Consider the following 20,755-nt stretch of genomic DNA (forward strand, 5'->3'; position numbering starts at 1 on the left):
CCATGACATTCCCGGACCCGAACCAGCAACACGCCGAGGCGACCCTCGGCGTGTTCCGCCTGGCCGTCTCGGCCGTCGAGCGGGGCGTCGCCGACGTCCGTGCCGAGTGGGAGCTGCTCGCGAGACGGGTCGACGACGGCATCCACGTCGTCGAGCGCTGGCTCGGCGGCAACAGTTGGTGGGACTCGTTCGTCGAGTGGGTGACCGACGACGCCAAAGACGCGCTGCGGCGCATCCGGGAACTGCTCGACTCGGTCCGCCGGCAGGTCGACGAGGTCCTCGGGCGCGCCGAGTCCGCGTTCTCCCGCTCGCTGCCGGTGCTGTCGCTGATGGACACCGGCCTGCGGTATCTGCCCGTGGTCGTCACCCCGGTCTCCGACATCGCCGCCGACCTCGACCCGCCCGGCAAGAACCTCGCGTACTGGGACGGCCCGGCCAGGTCGGCGTATCTCGGCGTCGCCCGCGAGCAGCTCGACGCGCTCAACCAGTCGATCGGCAAGGCCAGGACCACGAGCGGCTGGCTGGTGGAGGTCGCCGCGGCCAACACCGGCTACATGGCCAGGCTGGCCGACCGGGTCGCCCGGGTCGCCGAGGGCCTGGCCACGACCTGCCTGGAGGGCAGTGCCACCGCGGCGGGTGTGGTCACCCAGTTCCCGGCGTCGCTGCAGGACTTCGCCGAGCTCGTCGGCACCGTGGTCGGCGAGCTCATCGGCTACTCCGCGCACCTCGCCGAGCGCCTCGCCGAGGTCGTCGGGAGCGTCCAGAGGCTCGCCGTCGAGATCGCCGACCACAGCGAGATCGGCGGCGGTCGCTGGCCCCAGTCGGTGGTCAACGCATGAGGCGCCCGGTGTTCGTCCTCGCGGCCGTGCTCGCCGTGAGCGGCATCGCCGTGGCGCCGGCGCGGGCCGACGTCGCCCGGCCCGGCGAGGCGTGGCACGTCGAGCTGCTGCGCCTCGCCGAGGCGCACAGGCTCAGCCGGGGCGACGGCGTCACCGTGGCGCTGCTCGGCGACGGCGTCGACGACCACCGGGACCTCAAGGGCGCGCTGCTGCCGGCGGTCGACGTGGCCACGGTGAAGAGCACCTCCGGCGGCCACCGCAGCACCCACGCCGCCGGGCTGATCGCCGCCCGGGGTGACGGCGGGACCGGGCTGCTCGGCATCGCGCCCCGCGCGAAGGTCCTGCCGGTCCGGGTCGGCGCCGGCACGAAGGAGCGCGACCCGGCGGCCGTCGCCCGGGGGATCGACGCCGCCGTCGCCGCGAGGGCCGGCGTCATCGCCCTGCCCGATCCGAACACCGAGGTCACCGGCGACCTCCGCCGCGCCGTCCGGGCGGCCGTCGCGGCCGGTGCGGTCGTCGTCGCGCCGGCCGGCCTGGCGTGGCCGGTGCTGCCCACCGTCGCCGCGCTGCCCGGTGTCGTGTCCGTCGTCGCCACCGACCGGGACCGCAGGCCGGTCGCCAACAGCCAGACCGGCCTCGACCTCGACCTGGCGGCGCCCGGCGACAACCTCGTCAGCGTGGCGAGGCTCGCCTCCGGCGACGGACACCTCACGTCCGCCGGCACCGACCTCGCCCCGGCCGTCGTCGCGGGCGTCGCCGCGCTGGTCCGCGCGAAGTATCCGGACGCGAGCGGGCCCGACGTGATCCGCCGGCTCCATGTGACGGCCCTCGGCCCCGTTCAGCACAACCCACAAGTGGGCTGGGGCCTGGTCGACCCGGTCACCGCGCTCACCGCGACGCTGCCCGTCCTGCCCGCCGCCGTCGCGCAGGACGGCGGACCGGCCCGCGACCAGCAGTGGTATCTCGACGCGTTGCGTGTGCCACAGACCCAGCGGGTGACGCGTGGCGCCGGCGTCACCATCGGTTTCGTCGGCAACGGCGTCGACGCCGGCCACCCCGATCTCCAGGGTCAGGTGTCGTCCCCGGCCTGGTACGACGGAAAGGGCGGCGACGTGCGCACCGACGCGCCACCCGGCCCCGTCCGTGACGCCCTGGCCGTCGACGCCTCGGGCCACACCGGCGTCGTGTCCGTCATGGTCGCCAAGGGCGGGACCGGCCTGCTCGGCGTCGCGCCGGAGGCCGAGGTCGTCGCCGTCGGCGGGATCGGCGGGGCGGACGAGCTGACCGGGCCGGCCGTGCGCTGGCTGACCGGCCGGGGCGTCCGGGTCATGCTCATCCCGGGCGGTCCCCTCGACCAGGGTTCCGTGGAGGCGGTGGCCGGCGCGGTGCGGCGCGGTGCTGTCGTCGTGCGGCCGGCCCATCCGGAGAACCCCGACCTGTCCGGGGTGCTCACCGTCGGCGCCGTCGACGGCACGGGCGAACGCCGCGCCGCCGCCGCCGACCTGGTGGCACCCGGCGAGCCCATGCTGGTCGCGGCCGCCGGTCAGGGCGGGTACACCGGAGCGGTGGAACCGGACACCGCCGCCGCCGGTTACGTCGCCGCGGTGGCCGCGCTGATCCGCGCCGCCCGGCCGGATCTCGACGTCGCCGGCGTGCTCAACCGCCTGCTGCGGACCGCGAGTCCCGCGTCCGCGGTGCGGCCGCGCATCGTCGACCCGTTCGAGGCGGTCACCGCCGACGTGCCGGCCACGGACCGCAACCCGATCGGCGACCCGGGCCCGGTCCACCCGGACGCGGTGTTGCCGTCCGAGGACGGGCCGCTCCCGGCCGTGGCGACGGCGGCGGCGCTCCTGGTCGCCGCCGCCGCGGTCACGGTCGTGCTGGCCCGCCGGCGGCGCCGGGTGTGACCGCTGTCATTTGCTCGGTGACGGGGAGGCGGAGCCCCGCGGGCCGCGGCCGCCGCCCTTGCCCGGGCCCTTGTCCGGGTCGCCGTCCTTGTGCGTGCGCAGGGCCGCGTCGACGATCGACGTGGCGGTCGCGGTGTCGCCGGACACGACGCCGACCACGGTGACCGTGTCGCCCACCTTGACGTCACCGATCGTGCTCGAGCCGTGGTTCACCTTCGTGTCCGTGCCGACGGTGAACGTGGTGCTGTGGCCGTCCTCGCTCTTCGCCGTGATCGACGTCGAGCTCACCGCGGTCACGGCGCCCGACTGGAGGCGCTGCGTGACGTACTTGCCGCTGCCGTCCTTGACCACGAAGTCGCCGTGCAGCGCCCCTTTGACGCCGCCGCGTTCGACACGGCCGCCCCGGCCGCCCGGCCCGTCGCCGCCGTGGCCCGGTCCCTGCTGGGCGACGGCCCCGCTGGTGCTCGCGGCGTTTGCGACGGCCACCCCGCCACCGACCACGATCACGCCCGAGACGGCCGCCACGATGGCGACCTTGAGCTTCGAGTGCCTCGAGCCGCCCGGCCCGCCGTCACCGGGCGCGGTGGCCGGCGGCGCCGAGGGTGCCGGCCCGGCACCGTATGTTGCGTCCTCGGTCATGGATGTCCCCTTCGGTACGTCCTGTGGTCGTTCTCCTGCCGACGGTGCGGTCACAACCTGGCACCGCAATCCCGTGGATCTGCCAATACCCTGTGAATCCGCCGCTCGCCGCCGACAGCCGGAACACGTCGCACCCCCGAGACGCCGGAGGCGGAGGGGCGGACCGCGGTGCGCCGGCGCCTGCCGCCCAAATCCGATACGACGTCGTGGCGTGGCCGGAGCCGGCGTCCGCGGGGCGGAGTGCGATCGTGCGCCGGCGCCCGGCTACCGTCGTGCGATGACATCCGCGGCGGACGAGGTCGTCAGGTTCACGAGCGAGCTGATCCGGATCGACACCACGAACACCGACGACCCGGCGACGTGCGTGGGGGAGCGGGCCGCCGCCGAATACGTGGCGGAGCGGCTCACCGACGCCGGCTACGACCCGATCTACGTCGAGTCCGGCGGCAAGGGCCGCGGCAACGTCGTCGTCCGGCTGCCCGGTGCCGACCCCGGCCGCGGTGCCCTGCTGGTGCACGGCCACCTCGACGTGGTGCCGGCCGACCCCGACGGGTGGACCGTGCACCCCTTCTCCGGCGAGGTCCGCGACGGGTACGTCTGGGGCCGCGGCGCGATCGACATGAAACACATGGTGGCGATGAGCCTCGCGGTGGCGCGGCGGTTCAAGCGTGACGGCGTGGTGCCGCCACGGGACATCGTCTTCGCCTTCGTCGCCGACGAGGAGGCCGGCGGCTTCCAGGGTGCCCGCTGGCTCGTCGAGCACCGGCCGGAGCTGTTCGAGGGCGTGACGGAGGCGGTGAGCGAGGTCGGCGGGTTCTCGCTGACGGTGCGTGACGGCGTCCGAGCGTACCTCGTGGAGACCGCCGAGAAGGGCGTGATGTGGCTGCGGCTGAAGGTCCGCGGCGCGGCCGGGCACGGCTCGATGATCCACACCGACAACGCCGTGGCGAAGCTCGCCGCCGCCGTGGCCCGGCTCGACGCGCACCGGTTCCCGGTGGTGCTCACCGAGCCGGTGCGGGAGTTCCTGCAGGGGGTCGCCGAGCTGACCGGGGTGCCGTTCGACGAGGACGACCCCGAGGCGGCCGTCGCGCGGCTCGGCTCACTCGCGCGGATGATCGGCGCGTCGTTGCGCGACACGGCGAACGTGACGATGTTCCACGCCGGGTACAAGGCCAACGTGGTGCCGGCCGTGGCCGAGGCGACGGTCGACGGCCGGATGCTGCCCGGGCGGGAGGAGGCGTTCGAACGCACGCTCGCCGAGGTGCTCGGCCCCGACGTCGAGCAGGAGTGGGACACCCTGCCGCCCGTGCAGACGACCTTCGACGGGCACCTGGTCGACGCCATGGCCGCGGCGATCTCGGCCGAGGATCCGGGGGCGCGGGTGTTGCCGTACATGCTCTCGGCCGGTACCGATGCCAAGTCCTTCCAGCTGCTCGGCATCCGGCACTTCGGCTTCGCCCCGCTGCGGCTGCCCCCGGACCTGGACTTCACCGCGTTGTTCCACGGTGTCGACGAGCGGGTGCCGGTGGACGGCCTGGAGTTCGGCGCGCGGGTCCTCGACCGGTTCCTCCGCGGCTGCTAGGCGGCCTGCTGGAGCCGGCCGAAGGTGCTCTGGTGGAACACCAGCGGGGCAACGGCGCGGTCGGCGTCGAGGTCGTGGACGCGCAGCAGGACGATGTCGTGGTCACCGGCCGGGATCTCGCTCTCGATGCTGCAGTCGAGCCAGGCGCAGGCGCCGTCGAGCAGGATCTCGCCGTTGTTGCTGGCCCGCCACGTCGCGCCGGCGAAGCGGTCGCCGCCGCGGGCGCTCAGCTGGCGGCCGAGATGCTCCTGGTGCGCGCCGAGCACGCTGACCCCGAGCCGGCCGGCGCGGCGCAGGACCGGCCAGGTGGTCGAGGTCTTGGCGACGCAGACGGACACGAGCGGCGGGTCGAGCGACACCGACGTGAACGAGCTGGCGGCGAGTCCGGCGGGTGTGCCGTCGACGAACGCGGCGATGGCCGTGACGCCGGTCGGGAACGCGCCGAAGACCCGGCGCAGCTCGGTGGGGTGCAGCACCGCGCCCATGCTCATCTCGCTGGCCTGCCTTCCGCCACCGGGTCGAACTGCGCCTCGGCCTGGCGGGCGATGCGGCGCAGCGTGCGCTCCGTCGCGAGCTCCGCCCAGGGCAGCGGCTCGGGTGGTCCTTCGGCGCCGAACCCGACGAGCCGGTGCGTGACCCGGACGATCCGGTTGAACACCCGTGTCAGGACGAGCTGCGGCACGATCCGCCGGGACTGGTACGCATGGCCGTTCACGAAATCAGTCTATCAGTTTTCCTACTACTCCGATAGGATTCATTTGCGGGTCGGCACGGGCGACCGCGACCACTCGGGTGGTGGTTGGTGTGGTCCGCGGCGGGGCGGCCGCGGACCACACGCCGCTCGTGAACGCCCGGCAGCCGCGGTGGGAAGCAGGGTTCCGGGTGCTCGCCGGGCTCGCCGTCGGGTGGCGGCCGGCGCTGCTGGAGCGCCGGTGGGTCAGCCCGGGAAGCGCTGGTCCGGATAGCGGGTGACCCGGGTCGGCTCGGCACTGCCGTCGACGCGGAACGTCAGGCGGGTGCTGCCGATGACGATCTCGTCACCGGGGTTGAGGGCCGCCGTCGCGACGCGCCGGCCGTTGACCAGCGTGCCGTTCGCCGAGCCCAGATCGGTCAGCACCACCCGGTTGCCGTCGTAGTCCAGCCGTGCGTGCTGGCGTGAGGCGCGCACGTCGGGCAGGCGCACCGTCGCCTGGTCGCCGCGGCCGATCACGGTCGAGCCGACCGGCAGCAGGTAGTTGCCGCCCTCGTCGGTCACCAGCCGCACCCCGAACGCCTGCCGGGCGGGCGTCTCACCGCCGGTGTGGACGCTCGCGACGATCCGGAACAGGCCGGTGTCGAGGGCCTCGCCGCGGTCGACCTCGACGAACACGTCGCCGTAGACGGCCCAGCCCTGCTCGCCGATGTACTCCGCCTGCGACTGCGCGAGCTCCTGGGCGAGCGCGGACGCGTACGGCGCCAGGCGCGAGTGGTCGTTGGGTGAGAGCTCGATCACGAACCGGTTCGGCACGAGGATGCGGCCGCCCGGCACGGTGGTCTTGTGCGCGTCGGCCTCCCGCTGCATGGCATTGAGGATCTCGACGGGGTGGACGACCCCTTTGAACACCTTTGCGAAGGTGCCCTCGACGATGCCTTCCAGCCGCTTTTCGAAGCGTTGCAGCACGCCCACTGTGCGTTTCCCCCTCTGGCCCGGACCGGACCCACTGTCTACCACGAGTGTGCATGCCGGACTCGCGGGGTGATCGAAACTGTCGGTGATCCGGAACTGCAACGTCCGGCCGTACTGCACCCGTCTTAGCGACGGAACACGAGGGAAACCTGTGGTGGCGCGCTGGGGGTGCACGTGACGAGGAGGCAGGCGAGGAGCGGCAGGTCCCGGAAGGACCCGCTGTGGGCCCGGCTGTCGCTGCTGTTCGGGGCGCTGCTGCTGGTCGCCAGCGGCGGGGTGCTGGTCGGCGGCAAGGTGCTGCTGGATCACTACAGCGGCCAGATCACGCACGAGGGCGGCCTCGGCGACGCGGCGGCCGAGGGCGCGTCGATCGACGGCCCGATCAACCTGTTGCTCGTCGGCATCGACGAGCGCGTCGGCAACGAGGCGATGGGTGTGCGCGCCGACTCGATCATCATCGCGCACGTGCCGTCGTCGCACGACGCCGTGTACCTCACGTCGATTCCCCGCGACACGCGGGTGCAGATCCCGTCGTCGCCGAAGACGAAGTACGACGGGGGCACCGGCAAGATCAATTCGGCGTTCCAGTTCGGGTACCAGAACGGCGGCGGCCGGGACGGCGGCCTGGAACTACTGGCCAGGACGGTGAGCAGCCTCGTCGGCGGGCTGAAGTTCAACGGCGCCGCGATCGTCAACTTCGACGGCTTCAAGGGACTGGTCGACGCGCTCGGCGGCGTTCACATGTGTGTCGACGAGAAGGTCACCTCGGTCCACACCGGCTGGGACACGCGGACCGGGAAGGAGGGGGTGCCGTACTACTTCAACGCCGACGGCAACCCGACCGGTCTGAAGCCGAACATGCGCCCGCAGATCTACGAGGTCGGCTGCTACGACATGGCGGCGTGGGAGGCGCTCGACTACGTCCGCCAGCGGGACAAGATGGCCAACAACGACGGCGACTACGGCCGGCAGCGCCACCAGCAGCAGTTCATCAAGGCGATGGCGGCCAAGGCCACGAGCGCCGGTGTGGTCGCCAACCCGATCAAGGTCAACAAGGTGCTCAACTCGGTCGGCAGGGCCGTGTCGTTCTACGACAACAACGTCGAGCTCGCTGACTGGATCTTCACGCTCAAGGGCATCAAGCCCGACCGGATGGTCACACTGAAGGTCAACAACGGGAAGTTCAACTCGCAGTCCATCAACGGCCAGTGGTACGAGTTCCTCGACGACACCGCCAAGGAACTGCTGACCGCGATCGCCACCAACCAGGTGGAAGCCTTCGTCGCCGCGCATCCGGAGCTGATCAGCAACGACGCCGCCCAGCCGGCGACGTCGCAGCGCACGGGCGGCTAGCGGCGGCGGGCGCAGCGGGTCAAGGAGCGGGCGACGACCAGGCCGCCGCGCGCTCGACCGCCTTTCGCAGCCCTGAAGCCTGTTGCGCAATTCGGATCCCTCGTGCGTCAACCCCGACAACCGCGCCGATCTTGGAGTTGTGGTCCCTGACAAATCCGGACAAATTCGGAGGTTCATGGCGCCACAACTCCAAGATCGGCGCGTAGTCGGGCCGCCAGCGCTGTCCCGGCGAATTACGCAACAGGCTCCCTGAAGCTGCAACAGCTGAGCTACCCGTGCGATCGCGGTGATCTCCGAGAGTGTGGTGCGGGACGGCCCGATCTTCGTTGCGATCTGCCCGCGGGGCCGAATTTCTCCGTCAACGGTCCGGCCGAATCTTTCTCCAGCAATGAGATCGAAAATACATGATTTGGTACCGCACGAGCCTGGCCATGCGGTCCGTGTCGCGGCAAAATCCCAGTAACCATATCGGAACAGTCGGGAAGGCGGTGCGGTGGCGCTGACCGGAGTCCGCGAGCGTCCGGAGGTCGCGCACCGGCTGGTTCTGGTGGCCTGCCTCGGCGCCGGCTTCACCACCCTGCTCGACCAGTCCGTCCTCAACGTCGTGATGCCGGCGCTGCGCGGCTCCCTCGGCGCCGCCGACGCCCCGCTCCAGTGGATCATGGCGGGTTACTCGCTCACGTTCGGCCTCGCGCTCGTCCCCGCGGGACGGCTGGGCGACATGTACGGCCGGCGCACGCTCTTCGCCGCCGGCCTCCTCGTCTTCGCCGCCGGCGGGATCGTCGCCGCACTGTCCGGCGAGGCGTGGCTGGTCGCCGCCGCCCGCCTCGTCCAGGGCGCCGGCGCCGGGGTGGTCAACCCGCAGATCATCGGCCTGTTCCAGGACCTCTTCACCGGCGCCGACCGGGTCCGCGCGCTGGCCGCCTACGCCGTCGTCGGCGGCGTGGCCGGGTCGGTCGGGCCGCCGATCGGCGGGCTCATCCTGCACCTGGCCGGCCCCGACCCGGGGTGGCGGCTGGTCCTGCTGCTCAACCTGCCGTTCGCGCTGGTGACCGTACCGCTGGCGCTCAAGCTCCTGCCGAGGGGGCGGCCGGACGGCCGGCGCACCCACCTCGACCTGCCCGGCCTGGTGCTGCTCGCCGCCGCCACGCTGTGCCTGCTGCTGCCGCTCGTCGGCACCGGCGGCGGCTGGTGGTGGGTCTGGGCCGCCGCGGCCCTCACCGTCGCGCTGCTGCGCTGGGAACGCCGGTACACCGCCCGGGGCCGTACCGCGCTGCTGCTGCCCGCACTGACCCGCAGCCGCGGCTTCGTGCTCGGCACGCTCGTCGCCATGTGCTACTTCGGCGCCACCCTCGCCCTCAACCTGGTGCTGTCCCTGTTCCTCCAGGACGGCCTCGGCTTCTCCCCGCTGGCGGCGGCCGCGCTGACCCTGCCGGGCGCGGCCGGGTTCGCGGCGTCGTCGACCGCCAGCAACCGGCTCGTCAGCCGGTTCGGCCGGCACGGGGTGACCGCCGCCCTCGCCGTCGCCGCCGTCAGCATCGGCGCCGCCGCCGTGTCCACCGCGGTACTGCCGCCGAACGGGGTGGTGCTGGCGCTCGGGATCAGCCAGTTCGTCACCGGTGCGGCCGGCGGGCTCATCAACGCGCCCAACCAGGCCCTCACGCTGACCCACGCGCCGCCCGGCGCGGGCGGGCTCAGCGCCGCGATGCTCCAGCTGTCGCAGCGGCTGTCCGCCAGCGTCTGCATCGCCGCCGTCACCGGCATCTTCCTGCACACGGCGGCCGGGCCCGTCCCGTCGTACCGCACGGCACTGACCTACGGCACGCTGCTGTGCCTGGGTCTCGTGCTGCTCTCGCTGCTGTTCGCCGTCGCCGACGGCGCGAAACGCCAGCCGTCGCCGGCGGCATGAGACCGAGGAGGTCCCCCTATGAGTGCACCCCCGCAGCTGCACCTCGCCGTCGAGCTCGACGGCGTCACCGACTCCGTCCCGGCACTGGTCGCCGCCGTCGAGCGGGCCGAGGCCGCCGGGTTCGCGCTGGTCACCCTGGACGACGGGCCGCTGCCTCCGCCGTCCGGGACGCGGATCGAAGCCGGGGTCCGGGCCGCGTACCTGTCCCGGCGCACCACCCGCGTCGGCCTGGCCCCGGCGCTGCCCGTCACGACCACCGAGCCCTTCCACGTCGCGACCCAGCTCGCCAGCCTCGACCACGCCTCGCAGGGCCGCGCCGCCTGGGTGGTCACCGCGCCGAACGGTGCCGGCGAGCTCGCCACGGTCGGCCGCACCCCGCTCGCCGACGCCGACCTGCGCCGCGAGACCGCCGACGTCGTCGACGTCGCCCGGCGGCTCTGGGACTCCTGGGAGGACGACGCGGTCGTCCGGGACGTGGCCGCCGGGCGGTACCTCGACGCCGACCGCGTGCACCACGTGCACTTCGAGGGCGCCTCGTTCACGGTGACCGGACCGCTCATCACGCCCAGGCCGCCGCAGGGCCAGGTCGTCGTGCTCGCCGCCGACACGCTCGGCGTCACCGGCCGGGCCGACGTGGCCCTCGTCGGCGCCGACGCCTCGACCACCCTGGCCGACCGGGTCGCCCGCGCCCGGGCCGAGGGTGCCCCGCTCGTCTTCGCCGAGGTGGACGCCGCCTTCACCGGCGCGGGGCCGGTCACCGCGGAACGGCTCCGGCCCGGCGGGTCCGTCGCCGCGCTCCGCACACTGCTGGCCGACCTCGCCGGCGTCGTCGACGGCGTCCGGCTGCATCCCGCCACGCCGGAGGACTTCGCGGTGCTGGCCACGCAGATCGCGCCCGGCCGCCCCGTCGACGGTCCCACGCTGCGCGACACGCTCGGCCTGCCCCGCCCCGTCAGCGTCTACGCCCAGTCCGCCTGAAAGGGATCGCCATGAGTCCTCGGCTGCACCTCGGCTTCTTCCACACCGGCGTCGGGCCCAACCTGCTGTGGGCCGCGCCCGACGCGGCGCCCCACGTCCACATCGACACGTTCGTCAGCATCGTGCAGACCCTCGAACGCGGCCTGTTCGACGCCTTCTTCCTCGGCGAGGGCCTGCGGGTGCGCGAGAACCGCGGGCGCGTCCACGACCTCGACGTGGCCGGCCGGCCCGACGCGATCACCCAGCTGGCCGCGCTCGCCGCGGTGACGTCCCGCATCGGGCTGGTCGCGACGCAGAACACGACGTACAACTTCCCGGCGGATCTCGCCCGGCGGCTCGCGAGCCTCGACCTCGTCTCCGGCGGGCGCGCCGGCTGGAACGTCGTCACCACCGACAACGCCTGGACCGGCGAGAACTTCCGGCACGGCGGCTGGCTGCCGCACGAACGCCGCTACGAGCGGGCGGCCACGTTCGTCGAAGCGGCCAAGGAGCTCTGGGCGTCCGAAGGGGTCGTCGAGCGCGACTCGGACCTGGTGACCCTGCGCGCCAGGGCGACGGTGCCCGGCGCCCGGCCGGTCATCTTCCAGGCGGGGGACTCGCCCGGCGGCCGGGACCTCGCCGCCCGCCACGCCGACGTGGTGTTCTCCGCGAACACCGACTACGACAAGGCCGTCGCGTACGCCGCCGACCTGCGGCAGCGGCTCGCCTCGTACGGCCGCTCACCCGACTCCCTGCGCATCCTGCCCGGTGCCTCCGTGGTGCTCGGCGACACGCCCGCCGACGCTGAGGAGCGTGCCCGGTGGATCCGCCGCGAGCAGACCACCGGGCCGCGCGCGATCGCCTACCTGGAGCAGTTCTGGGGCAAGGACCTCTCCGGCTACGACCCGGACGGGCCGCTGCCGGACGTCGAACCGGCCGAGGGGGAGCTCGACCCGTCGCGCGGCACCATCCCGATCGAGCTGCGCACCGGCAAGCTCGACCGGGTCCGGCAGTGGCGGGAACTGGCCGCCGCGCGGAACCTGTCGATCCGCGACCTGGTCATCGAGGTGTCGCCGGCGCACAACACGTTTGTCGGCACGCCCGGGCAGATCGCCGACGAATGGGCGCGGTACGTGCGGGACCGGGCCGTCGACGGCTTCAACCTGCTGCCGCAGCTCATCCCGGGCACGGCCGAGGACATCGTCGACCGGCTGGTGCCCGAGCTGCAGGAGCGCGGCGTCTACCGCACCGCCTACGAGGGCACGACCCTGCGCGAGCACCTCGACCTGGCGGACGCACCCTAGCGGAGGGGAGGGTCGACGCCCCGCTCGGACTCGGGGCGCGGGCCGAAGATACGCCGCTGGGCGGGCTCGATCGGCACGTCGTTGATGCTCGCCTCACGGCGGCGCATGAGCCCCTCGGCGTCGAACTCCCACAGCTCGTTGCCGTAGCTGCGCCACCACTGCCCGGCGGTGTCGTGGCACTCGTACTGGAAGCGCACCGCGATCCGGTTCGCGCCGAACGTCCACAGGCTCTTGCGCAGCGCGTAGTCGAGCTCGCGGGCCCACTTGGCGCGCAGGAACTCGACGATCTCGTCGCGGCCGCGGATGAACTGGTCCCGGTTGCGCCACACCGAGTCGGCGGAGTAGGCGGCGGCCACCCGGACCGGGTCCCGGGTGTTCCAGGCGTCCTCGGCGGACTGGACCTTGGCCAGGGCGGACGTGCGGTCGAACGGTTCCATGCCCGCATGGTGCCCCGCCGCCGGGTGGCGCCGGTTCACCCCGGCACCGCGGTCCTACGCCGGTCCGGCGCGACGGGACAATGCTCCCGGCCCGGCGGGACCGCCGGCCGGTCCGGCCCGGGTCGCACCGGCGGCACCGTGTCCGCCATGACCACCACTTTCCCCGAAACTCCCCGCCGCGTCGGGCGCGGCTGGGCACTCAGCGGCGCCCTCGGCGGCCTCGTCGGCCTGGCCGGCCTCCTCGTCGGCGCCGACCTCACCGCCACCGTGGGCGACGGGATCAAGGACAACACCCTGGTCGTCGCCGCCATCGCCGACCATCGGGCGTACGTCTGGGCGTACCAGGTCGTGTGCTCCGTCGCGGCGGTCTGCATCCTGATCTTCGCCGCCGGGCTGCGCCGTCACCTCGGCGCGCAGGAGCCCGCCGGCAGCCTCGTCCCCGGCGTCGCCGCCGCCGGCCTCGGTCTCGTCGCCGCGACGCTCGTCGTCGGCGGCGGCATCAGTACCGAGCTGTACTGGGCGCTCGGCGAACCCGAACGCTGGGACCCGGACACCATTGCGAGCCTCGTCGAGATCTACAACACGATCGCGTGGCTGTGGGTGGGTGCCGGGGTCAGCGCGGCCGCCGTCGCCGTCGGCGGGTTCCGGCACGGCTCGGCGAGCCGTTGGCTGGCCGCGGTCAGCGCGCTGCTCGCGCTGCTGGTGTTCGCCACGCAGGTGTTCCCGGCGCAGTACGGGGCGCTGTTCCCCGGCGGCCTGTGGGTGTTCGTGGCCGGCCTGGCGTTCCTGTTCGGCGGCCGGCGCGGTTCGGCGGGCCGGCGCGGCTGAAGCGGCCGGCGCGGTGAGAATCCCGATCCGGCCGGGACACCGTCCCGCGTCACCGGGACCGGGTGATCGTTACTGTCGCTGACGATGAACATCGCGCGGATCGCCTGGCCGTTGTGCGGCGCGAGCCTGGTCCTGGCCGTCGTGGCCGGCTGGCTCGCGCTGCGCAACGGCGCGTCCGTGGCCGACGTCAGCCACCTGCCGTCGGTCGCCGCCTGCGCCGTCACCGGCGGGCTCATCATGCGCCGCCGCCCCGGCAACCCGGTCGGCCCGCTGCTGCTCGGCAGCGCCCTGGGCTTCGCCCTGCTCGAGTGCTGCGGCCAGGCGGCGGTCCGCACCGGCAGCGCCGTGCTCGCCTGGCCGCAGACCTGGCTGTGGGTGCCGAGCAACCTCGGCCTCGCCCTCGTGCCGGCCTACTTCCCGGACGGCCGGCTCCCGCAGCGGTGGCGTCCCGCCGTGTGGGGCCTCCTCGTCGTGGCCGCCGTCGCCGCGGTGACCGGCGCCCTGCTGCCCGGGACGAACGACCAGGTCCGGCCGCAGGCCCCGGCCAACCCGCTCGGCGTGGCCGCGTTCGCCGGCGTCGCACCGGTCGCCGAGGCCGTCTTCACCATCGCCGCCGGGGTCGTGTTCGTCGTGGGTGCCGGCGCCGTCGCCCTGCACACCCGGACGCTCACCGGGGCCCGGCGGCAGCAGGCCCGCTGGCTCGCCTACGCGGTCGGGCTGGTCGCGCTCGTCGTGCTCGGGCGGCTCGCCGCCGGTCTGCTCGACGCCCGGCCCGACCGCATCTGGCCGCTCGCCGACGAGCCCTGGGACGTCGTCGGCGGGCTGTCGATCGTGCTCATCCCGGCCGGCATCGGCATCGCCGTCCTGCGTCACCGGCTGTTCGACATCGACCTGCTCATCAGTCGTACCGTCGTGTTCGTCGCCCTGTCCGCCGGCGTCGCCGGTGCCTACCTGCTGGTCGTCGGGGTGCTCGGCGCGTCCTCGGTCGTCGCCGCCGTGGTGGCCGCGCTCGTCTTCGGCGCGCTGCGCCAGTGGCTGCAGCGGCGGGTCAACCTGCTCGTGTACGGAGAGCGCGACGACCCGTACACCGTCCTGGCCCGGCTGGGGGAGCGCCTGGCCCAGGTGCCCGACCCGGGGGCGATCCTCGAGACCGGCACCGCGACGGTCCGGGAGGCGCTGCAACTGTCGTACGTCGGGATCGAGGTCAGCGGCGGCCGCTCGTACGAACTGGGCACCCGCCCGCCGAACCCGGCCGCGCTGCCGCTCGTCGCCGGTGGGGAACCCGTGGGCACGCTGCTGCTCGGCCCCCGACCCGGCGAGGCGGCGCTCGGGCCGCGGGACCTGCGGCTGCTCGAGGACCTGGCCCGGCACATCGGCGTCGCCGTCCAGGCGGTCCGGTTCTCCGCCGACCTGCGCCGCTCCCGCGAGCAGCTCGTCGTCGCCCGCGAGGAGGAGCGCCGCCGGCTGCGCCGTGACCTGCACGACGGCCTCGGCCCCACTCTGGCCGGGCTGACCATGCGCGCCGAGGCCGCCCAGGAGATCGGCGGCGAGGAGGCGAAGCGGCTGCTCGAGGAGATCGTCGCCGACGCGCGGACCGCCGTCGCCGACGTGCGGCGGCTCGTCGAGGGCCTGCGCCCGCCGGCACTCGACACGCTCGGCCTGGTCGGCGCGCTCCGGTCGCACCTCGCCGGCTGGTCCGGCACCGGCGGGCCGCGGGTCACCGTCGACGCGCCGGAGGACCTGTCGGGCCTGCCGGCCGCGGCCTTGCTGCCCGCCGCGACCGAGGTGGCCGCGTACCGGATCGCGCTCGAGGCGCTCGCCAACGCGCGCCGGCACGCGGGGGCCACCGCGGTACGCCTGCGGCTGCGGCTCGACGAGGGCTGGCTGGTGCTGGTCGTCACCGACGACGGCCACGGCACGCCGACCGTGGCACCGGGGGCGACCGTGACTGGTGGGGTGGGGATGCATTCGATGCGCGAGCGGGCCGAGGAGCTCGGTGGCACGCTGAGCGTCACGTCGTCGCCGTCCGGGACGAGTGTCTCGGCGCGGCTGCCGCTGGAGGTGGGACCGTGACCGATGCGGTACGGGTGCTGGTCGTCGACGACCACGACCACTTCCGGGCCGGCCTGCGCGCGCTGCTGGCCACCAGCCCGGAGGTGGAGGTGTGCGGCGAGGCGGCCAGCGGCGAGGAGGCGCTGACGGCGGTCGCCCGGCTGCAGCCGGACGTGGTGCTGCTGGACCTGGCCATGCCGGGCATGGGCGGCATCGCCGCCACGGAACGGATCGTCGCCACGACCCCGCACGTCCGCGTGCTCGTGCTGAGCATGGCGGACGACGACGACTCGGTGTTCGCGGCCCTGCGTGCCGGCGCCCGGGGCTACGTGCTCAAGGGCGCCCGCCGGGTGGAGATCATCCGCTCGATCAAGGTGGTGGCCGACGGCGAGGCGATCTTCGGCCCCGCGATCGCGACCCGGTTGATGGGATACTTCGCCGGGTTGGACAAGGCGGCGCCGGAGCCGTTTCCCGAGCTGACCCAGCGGGAGCGCCAGATCCTGGCGCTGATCTCGCAACACCTGACGAACCCGCAGATCGCCCAGCGGCTGGCCCTCAGCCAGAAGACGGTCCGCAACCACGTCTCGAACATCTTCACGAAGCTCCAGGTGGCGGACCGCGCCCAGGCCATCATGCTGGCCAGGGACGCCGGCCTGGGCGACCAGCCTGCCCGCTGACCTGCGGTGCGGTTCCGCGGAGCCGCCCCCGCCTCATCCACGCCGCCAACCTAACCCCCGCGTATGACAAAACCCGTGGCAGAAGAGAGCTGCAACGGGTGGAGGTTTGACCGACGGCTGTCGGGAGAAACCTCGCCGGGTGTCCGACGTCACCGTCGTCATCGCCACCCGGAACCGGGCCGCCGCGTTGCGGCGGACCGTCGGGCGGCTGCTGGAACTGCCCGAGCGGCCGCAGGTCATTGTCGTCGACAACGGGTCCGTCGGAGGGCCGGCCATCTGCCCGCCCGACGTGCTCGTCCTGCCGCTCGGCCGGAACCTCGGCGCCGTCGCTCGGAACCGCGGTGCCGCCGTCGCCGACACGCCGCTCGTCGCGTTCGCCGGCGACGACTCCTGGTGGGCGCCCGGCGCGCTCGACCGCGCCGCCGGGATCTTCGCCGAGCATCCCCGCCTCGGCCTGCTCGCGGGGCACGTCCTCGTGGGCGATGACGAGCGGACCGACCCGGTGTCGGCGTTCATGGCGACGGCGCCGCTCGGCACCGCCGACGACCTGCCGGGGCCGCCGGTGCTGGGGTTCCTCGCCTGTGCGGCCGTGGTGCGGCGGGAGGCGTTTCTCGGCATCGGCGGGTTCGACCCCGTGGTCCGGTCCATGGGTGAGGAGGCACGGGTGGCGTACGACCTGTTCACCGCCGGCTGGGGACTCGCCTACCGGGCCGACGTCGTGGCGCACCACCACCCTCAGGCCGGCGCGGACGACACCGGGAAGCGGGTCCTCGCGGCCCGCAACCGCGTCCTGACCGCCTGGCTGCGCCGGCCGCTGCGGGTCGCCGTCGGTGAGACCACCGCGCTGCTGCGGGCCGCTCCGGGTGATCCCGTCGCGCGGCGGGCCGCCGTACAACTCGCCGCACGACTGCCGCGGGCACTGGCCAACCGGCGTCCCGCCGGCCGGGTCCTGGAGGCCGCGATCGAACACCTGGAGGCCGGCACTACCGCGCCGACCAGCTCGCCCAGTGCACCACGTCGATCGCGATCAGCCTCCCGGTGAGCCGGAACCGGGGATAACGTTCGGACAGCAGCGCCACGGCGCGGCGGCCCTCGGCGCCGTCCGGCTCGACGTCGCGGGCCATGCCGTCCGCCCGCACCCACCACAACGCGGACCAGTCGTCGGCGTAGTGGTCGACGAGGACGGAGGCCTTGGGGTTCGCGGCCAGGTTCGCCAGCCGGCGCAGCTCCGTGCTGCGTTTCGGCTTGGCGTCCACACCGTGGTAGATGGTGTCCTCGATGAGCACGAACACGATCGGCACCAGGTGCGGCTGCTCGCCGGGCCCCATGGTGGCCAGGCGGGCCACCGGCGCGGCCGCGAACCGCTCACGGAAGTCCTTCATTCGCCCTCGAAGGTGGCGATCGCCGCCTCCCATTCGTCGAGGGCCCGCTCGACCCGGCTCTTCGGCGCCGACGGCAGCCACTGGCCGGCCCGCTGCACCCCGGCCTCGTGGAGTCGCTCCAGCACCTTCGGATCCGACGGAACGCTGAGCACCTGCACGTCGATCGGCCGGTCGGCCCGGGACCGCAGCTCGGCGATGCGCGGGAAGATGCTCTCGTCGTAGTTCGGGAACCACGCGTCGCCGAAGGACAGCACCCGGTCGAGGACGCCGGGACCGGTGCCGCCGACCAGGATCGGCGGATGCGGCCGCTGGACCGGCTTCGGGTAGCACAGGATGCGGTCGAAGGACACGTGCCGTCCCTGGTACGACGCCTCGTGGTCGCGCCAGATCACCTTCATCGCCTCGACCCGCTCGCGCATGACCGCCATCCGCACCCGTGGGTCGGTGCCGTGGTTGCGCATCTCCTCGCGGTTCCAGCCGGCGCCGACGCCGAACTCGAAGCGGCCGCCGGACAGGTGGTCGATCGACGCCACCTCCTTCGCCGTGATGATCGGGTCCCGCTCGACCACCAGGCAGATACCGCTGCCGACGCGCAGGGTGCTGGTCGCGGCCGCGGCCGCGGTCAGCGCGACGAAGAGGTCGAAGGTGTGCCAGTACCGGCGGGGAAGCTCGCCCTCGCCGCCGCCCGCGTTGTACGGCGTGTCGCGGCTGGCCGGGATGTGCGTGTGCTCCGCGAAGAAGACCGCCGACTGCCCGCGCTCCTCGACGAGCCGCGCCAGCGGCCCCGGAGCCATGGCGTCGTGCGTGGGGAAGTATCCGACACCGAAATCCATGCCCTCTGTCTACCCCGCGCGGCGGCCGGAACGGGAGACATCGCGGTAACCTCGTCCGGTTCGAGCGAGTCGCGCCGGGTAAGGGCCTACGGAACGCCCCGAGGAACACTCCCGTCACCTCCGGAGGCACACCATGGACGCGTCGGCGACCTTCATCGGTACGGCGACCGTGCTGCTGCGCATCGGCGAGTTCACAGTCCTGACCGACCCGAATTTTCTGCACGCCGGGCAGCGCGCGTACCTCGGCTACGGCCTGTCGACGAAGCGGCGGACCGATCCGGCCATGGGGATCCGCGACCTGCCGCCGCTCGACGGTATCGTGCTGTCCCACGTGCACGGCGACCACTTCGACCGGGTGGCCAGGCGCGGGCTGCCCCGCTCGCTGCCGATCGCCACGACCCGCGAGGCGGCGCGCCGGCTCCGCAAGTGGCGCTTCACCGGGGCGGTGGGACTGCCGGACTGGGAGCGGACCACGTGGCGGCGCGGGAACGAGGCGCTGCGGATCACCGCCGTGCCGGCCCAGCACGGCCCGGACGGCATCTACCGCATGATGCCGGAGACCATGGGCAGCGTCATCGACTGGGAGGTCGACGGCGTCCGCCGGCTGCGGCTCTACATGAGCGGCGACACCCGCTTTCGGGCGAGCGTGCTGCGGGAGATCCCGGAGCGGTACGGCGACATCGACGCGGCGTTCGTCCACCTCGGCGCCACCCGCCTCGGCGGCGTCCTGTTCACCATGAACGGCCGTGAAGGTGTCGAGCTGACCAGGCTGATCCGGCCGCGGCGGGTCATCCCGATCCACTACGACGACTACAAGGCGTTCCGGGAACCGCTGTCGCGCTTCCTCGACATCGCCACGAACAGCGGCCTCGGCGACCAGGTCCGCCCGATCCACCGCGGCGAGACGATCGACCTCGCCGGTGTGGTCGGCCGCCGATAGTGCCCCACCCGGAGGGGTGGACCGGCGCAGGACGGGGTAACCAGGCGGTATGACCAACGAGGACGAGCGTTACACCATGGGCACCACCGGCACCCCGGGCCGCTCCGGCGCGGACGCGATCGACGAGGCCGACGCCGTCAACGGCTCGGCCATCGGCACGCATACCGACGTCGGGCTCGGCGGCGAGCCCGACGACCCGGCGCTGCCGTTCGACCACCAGCCCAACTCGGACGACAAGCTGCACCTGCCCCGCGACGCGGTGCAGCGCGGCGACTGACCCGCCGTCCCGCGCCGCGTGGCCGCGCGGCGCGGGGTGACGTTGGGGATGAGCCGTTCCGGCGGCGACTTCTGCCGGACGGTGCGGCACCGGCGGCGGGCTAGCGTCGATTCTCGAGTGCCGGACTCCCGACTGGAGGAACGCGATGTCAACAACCGTCGTCGTCGTCATCGCCGTGGTGGTCGTGCTCGTCGTCGTCGCCGTCGTCCTCGGGCTGTGGCAGGGGCGGCGCCGTTCGGCACTGCAGCGGCGGTTCGGGCCAGAATACGAGCGGGCCGTCTCCGGCACCGGCAGCCGCCGAACTGCCGAGCGCGAACTGCGCGAACGCGAGCGGCACCACGCCGAGCTCCCGTTGCGGGACCTCGACCCGCACCAGCGCCTCCGGTACGCCAGCCAGTGGGAGGAGACCCAGGCGCACTTCGTCGACCAGCCCGAGACGGCGACCCGCGAGGCCGACCAGCTCGTCACGCAGGTGATGAGCGACCGCGGCTATCCGGTCGAGGATTTCGAACGGCGGCTGTCGGACCTCAGTGTCGAGCACGCCAGCACGCTGGAGCACTACCGCGACGCCCACGAGATCAACCTGGCCAACGAGCGCGGCCAGGCCAGCACCGAACAGCTGCGCCAGGCGCTGGTCCACTACCGCGTCCTGTTCGCCGAGCTGCTCGGTGAGCCCGGTGGGCGCCAGGTACCCAAGACCGGCTGACACACAGGGAGCTTCACGATGGACCAGCATGCCGAGAACTACACCGAACCACTGCGCGACGTCGCCCCCGGGCCCGCTCCCGGCGCCGCTGCCGAGACCACTGCCGGCGCCGCTGCCGGCGGGCCGGCCGGGACGCCCGCGGACACCGCCGCCCAGCGGCCCGACGACACCGCCGGGGAAGGCCCGCTCTGGGACCCGGCGAAGGCCGAGGAACTGCGGGGCCGCTGGCACGACGTGCAGACCAGGTTCGTCGACGACCCGAAGGGCAGTCTGAGCAGTGCCAAGGCCCTCATCGACGAGGCGGTCCACGGTCTGGAGGACGGCGTCCGCGACCGCGAGGAGGCGTTCGGACGCAGCGGAGCCCGCATCTCCGACAGCACCGAGGGCATGCGCGCGACCATCCAGCAGTACCACCACCTGCTCGACCGCCTGCTGTCCGTCTGACACATCCGGCTACGCTTCGGCGC

The 20,755-nt window shown here is 73.5% G+C and carries 22 protein-coding genes; 15 read left to right on the top strand and 7 right to left on the bottom strand.

Annotated features, from left to right (window positions below; translation table 11 throughout):
• Positions 1 to 2: 2 nt before the first annotated feature.
• Together Dfulv_RS24190 and Dfulv_RS24195 are read left to right on the top strand one after the other, a co-directional pair.
• A complete protein-coding gene (locus Dfulv_RS24190; RefSeq protein ID WP_259867092.1) occupies positions 3 to 839 on the top strand; it encodes a hypothetical protein in 837 nt (278 codons plus the stop codon).
• Positions 836 to 2,746 carry a S8 family serine peptidase gene (locus tag Dfulv_RS24195; RefSeq protein ID WP_259867094.1) on the top strand — a complete coding sequence of 637 codons (1,911 nt, stop codon included), beginning with the start codon at positions 836 to 838 and terminating at the stop codon, positions 2,744 to 2,746. Before Dfulv_RS24190 ends, Dfulv_RS24195 begins: the two co-directional genes overlap by 4 nt.
• Positions 2,747 to 2,752: 6 nt before the next feature.
• Here Dfulv_RS24195 and Dfulv_RS24200 read toward each other — a convergent pair whose 3' ends face one another.
• Positions 2,753 to 3,385: a hypothetical protein gene (locus Dfulv_RS24200; RefSeq protein WP_259867096.1), complete on the bottom strand. Its 633-nt coding sequence runs from the start codon at positions 3,383 to 3,385 to the stop codon at positions 2,753 to 2,755.
• 277 nt (positions 3,386 to 3,662) lie between these two features.
• Here Dfulv_RS24200 and Dfulv_RS24205 point away from each other — a divergent pair, with 277 nt between their 5' ends.
• Positions 3,663 to 4,967 carry a M20/M25/M40 family metallo-hydrolase gene (locus tag Dfulv_RS24205; protein WP_259867098.1) on the top strand — a complete coding sequence of 435 codons (1,305 nt, stop codon included), beginning with the start codon at positions 3,663 to 3,665 and terminating at the stop codon, positions 4,965 to 4,967.
• Here Dfulv_RS24205 and Dfulv_RS24210 read toward each other — a convergent pair.
• From Dfulv_RS24210 to Dfulv_RS24220, 3 genes are all read right to left on the bottom strand, one after another.
• Complete coding sequence (locus Dfulv_RS24210; protein ID WP_259867100.1) at positions 4,964 to 5,452, bottom strand: flavin reductase family protein; 489 nt, start codon at positions 5,450 to 5,452, stop codon at positions 4,964 to 4,966. The two genes, Dfulv_RS24205 and Dfulv_RS24210, sit on opposite strands and share 4 nt — an antisense overlap.
• Positions 5,453 to 5,454: 2 nt before the next feature.
• Positions 5,455 to 5,682: a hypothetical protein gene (locus Dfulv_RS24215; protein ID WP_259867102.1), complete on the bottom strand. Its 228-nt coding sequence runs from the start codon at positions 5,680 to 5,682 to the stop codon at positions 5,455 to 5,457.
• A 222-nt stretch (positions 5,683 to 5,904) separates the two neighbouring features.
• Positions 5,905 to 6,633: an FhaA domain-containing protein gene (locus tag Dfulv_RS24220; RefSeq protein WP_259867104.1), complete on the bottom strand. Its 729-nt coding sequence runs from the start codon at positions 6,631 to 6,633 to the stop codon at positions 5,905 to 5,907.
• Positions 6,634 to 6,807: 174 nt separating this feature from the next.
• Between Dfulv_RS24220 and Dfulv_RS24225 the strand changes: the two genes are divergently transcribed.
• The 4 genes from Dfulv_RS24225 (at position 6,808) to Dfulv_RS24240 (ending at position 12,156) form a co-directional block, all read left to right on the top strand.
• Positions 6,808 to 7,986, top strand: coding sequence for an LCP family protein (locus Dfulv_RS24225; protein ID WP_259867107.1), 1,179 nt, complete (start codon positions 6,808 to 6,810; stop codon positions 7,984 to 7,986).
• Positions 7,987 to 8,479: 493 nt separating this feature from the next.
• On the top strand, positions 8,480 to 9,895 hold the full coding sequence (locus Dfulv_RS24230) for an MFS transporter (RefSeq protein ID WP_259867109.1): 1,416 nt from the start codon (positions 8,480 to 8,482) through the stop codon (positions 9,893 to 9,895).
• An 18-nt stretch (positions 9,896 to 9,913) separates the two neighbouring features.
• Complete coding sequence (locus Dfulv_RS24235) at positions 9,914 to 10,873, top strand: LLM class flavin-dependent oxidoreductase (RefSeq protein ID WP_259867110.1); 960 nt, start codon at positions 9,914 to 9,916, stop codon at positions 10,871 to 10,873.
• 11 nt (positions 10,874 to 10,884) lie between these two features.
• On the top strand, positions 10,885 to 12,156 hold the full coding sequence (locus Dfulv_RS24240) for an LLM class flavin-dependent oxidoreductase (RefSeq protein ID WP_259867113.1): 1,272 nt from the start codon (positions 10,885 to 10,887) through the stop codon (positions 12,154 to 12,156).
• Here Dfulv_RS24240 and Dfulv_RS24245 read toward each other — a convergent pair.
• Positions 12,153 to 12,593, bottom strand: coding sequence for a nuclear transport factor 2 family protein (locus Dfulv_RS24245; protein WP_259867115.1), 441 nt, complete (start codon positions 12,591 to 12,593; stop codon positions 12,153 to 12,155). The two genes, Dfulv_RS24240 and Dfulv_RS24245, sit on opposite strands and share 4 nt — an antisense overlap.
• A gap of 147 nt (positions 12,594 to 12,740) precedes the next feature.
• On the opposite strand from Dfulv_RS24245, the gene Dfulv_RS24250 reads away from it, so the two are divergent.
• From Dfulv_RS24250 to Dfulv_RS24265, 4 genes are all read left to right on the top strand, one after another.
• Entirely contained in the window at positions 12,741 to 13,421 is a 681-nt protein-coding gene (locus tag Dfulv_RS24250) for a hypothetical protein (protein WP_259867118.1), read from the top strand.
• 84 nt (positions 13,422 to 13,505) lie between these two features.
• Positions 13,506 to 15,494, top strand: coding sequence for a sensor histidine kinase (locus Dfulv_RS24255; protein ID WP_259867121.1), 1,989 nt, complete (start codon positions 13,506 to 13,508; stop codon positions 15,492 to 15,494).
• Positions 15,491 to 16,150 (top strand): response regulator, encoded by a 660-nt coding sequence (locus Dfulv_RS24260; protein WP_259867123.1) that lies wholly within the window; start codon positions 15,491 to 15,493, stop codon positions 16,148 to 16,150. The genes Dfulv_RS24255 and Dfulv_RS24260 overlap by 4 nt, the downstream gene beginning before the upstream one ends.
• Positions 16,151 to 16,289: 139 nt before the next feature.
• Positions 16,290 to 17,192: a glycosyltransferase family 2 protein gene (locus Dfulv_RS24265; protein WP_259867126.1), complete on the top strand. Its 903-nt coding sequence runs from the start codon at positions 16,290 to 16,292 to the stop codon at positions 17,190 to 17,192.
• Here the strand turns inward: Dfulv_RS24265 and Dfulv_RS24270 are convergent.
• Entirely contained in the window at positions 17,134 to 17,532 is a 399-nt protein-coding gene (locus Dfulv_RS24270; RefSeq protein ID WP_259867129.1) for a TIGR03668 family PPOX class F420-dependent oxidoreductase, read from the bottom strand. The two genes, Dfulv_RS24265 and Dfulv_RS24270, sit on opposite strands and share 59 nt — an antisense overlap.
• On the bottom strand, positions 17,529 to 18,365 hold the full coding sequence (locus tag Dfulv_RS24275; protein ID WP_259867132.1) for a TIGR03619 family F420-dependent LLM class oxidoreductase: 837 nt from the start codon (positions 18,363 to 18,365) through the stop codon (positions 17,529 to 17,531). The genes Dfulv_RS24270 and Dfulv_RS24275 overlap by 4 nt, the downstream gene beginning before the upstream one ends.
• Positions 18,366 to 18,498: 133 nt before the next feature.
• On the opposite strand from Dfulv_RS24275, the gene Dfulv_RS24280 reads away from it, so the two are divergent.
• From Dfulv_RS24280 to Dfulv_RS24295, 4 genes are all read left to right on the top strand, one after another.
• Positions 18,499 to 19,305, top strand: a complete 807-nt coding sequence (locus tag Dfulv_RS24280) for an MBL fold metallo-hydrolase (protein ID WP_259867135.1) — start codon at positions 18,499 to 18,501, stop codon at positions 19,303 to 19,305.
• 49 nt (positions 19,306 to 19,354) lie between these two features.
• Positions 19,355 to 19,582 carry a hypothetical protein gene (locus tag Dfulv_RS24285; protein WP_259867137.1) on the top strand — a complete coding sequence of 76 codons (228 nt, stop codon included), beginning with the start codon at positions 19,355 to 19,357 and terminating at the stop codon, positions 19,580 to 19,582.
• Between the two features lie 145 nt (positions 19,583 to 19,727).
• Entirely contained in the window at positions 19,728 to 20,288 is a 561-nt protein-coding gene (locus Dfulv_RS24290) for a hypothetical protein (RefSeq protein WP_259867139.1), read from the top strand.
• A gap of 18 nt (positions 20,289 to 20,306) precedes the next feature.
• Entirely contained in the window at positions 20,307 to 20,732 is a 426-nt protein-coding gene (locus Dfulv_RS24295; protein ID WP_259867141.1) for a hypothetical protein, read from the top strand.
• Positions 20,733 to 20,755: the final 23 nt, after the last annotated feature.

The sequence above is a fragment of the Dactylosporangium fulvum genome (assembly GCF_025137375.1).
Taxonomy (GTDB): Bacteria; Actinomycetota; Actinomycetes; order Mycobacteriales; family Micromonosporaceae; genus Dactylosporangium; species Dactylosporangium fulvum.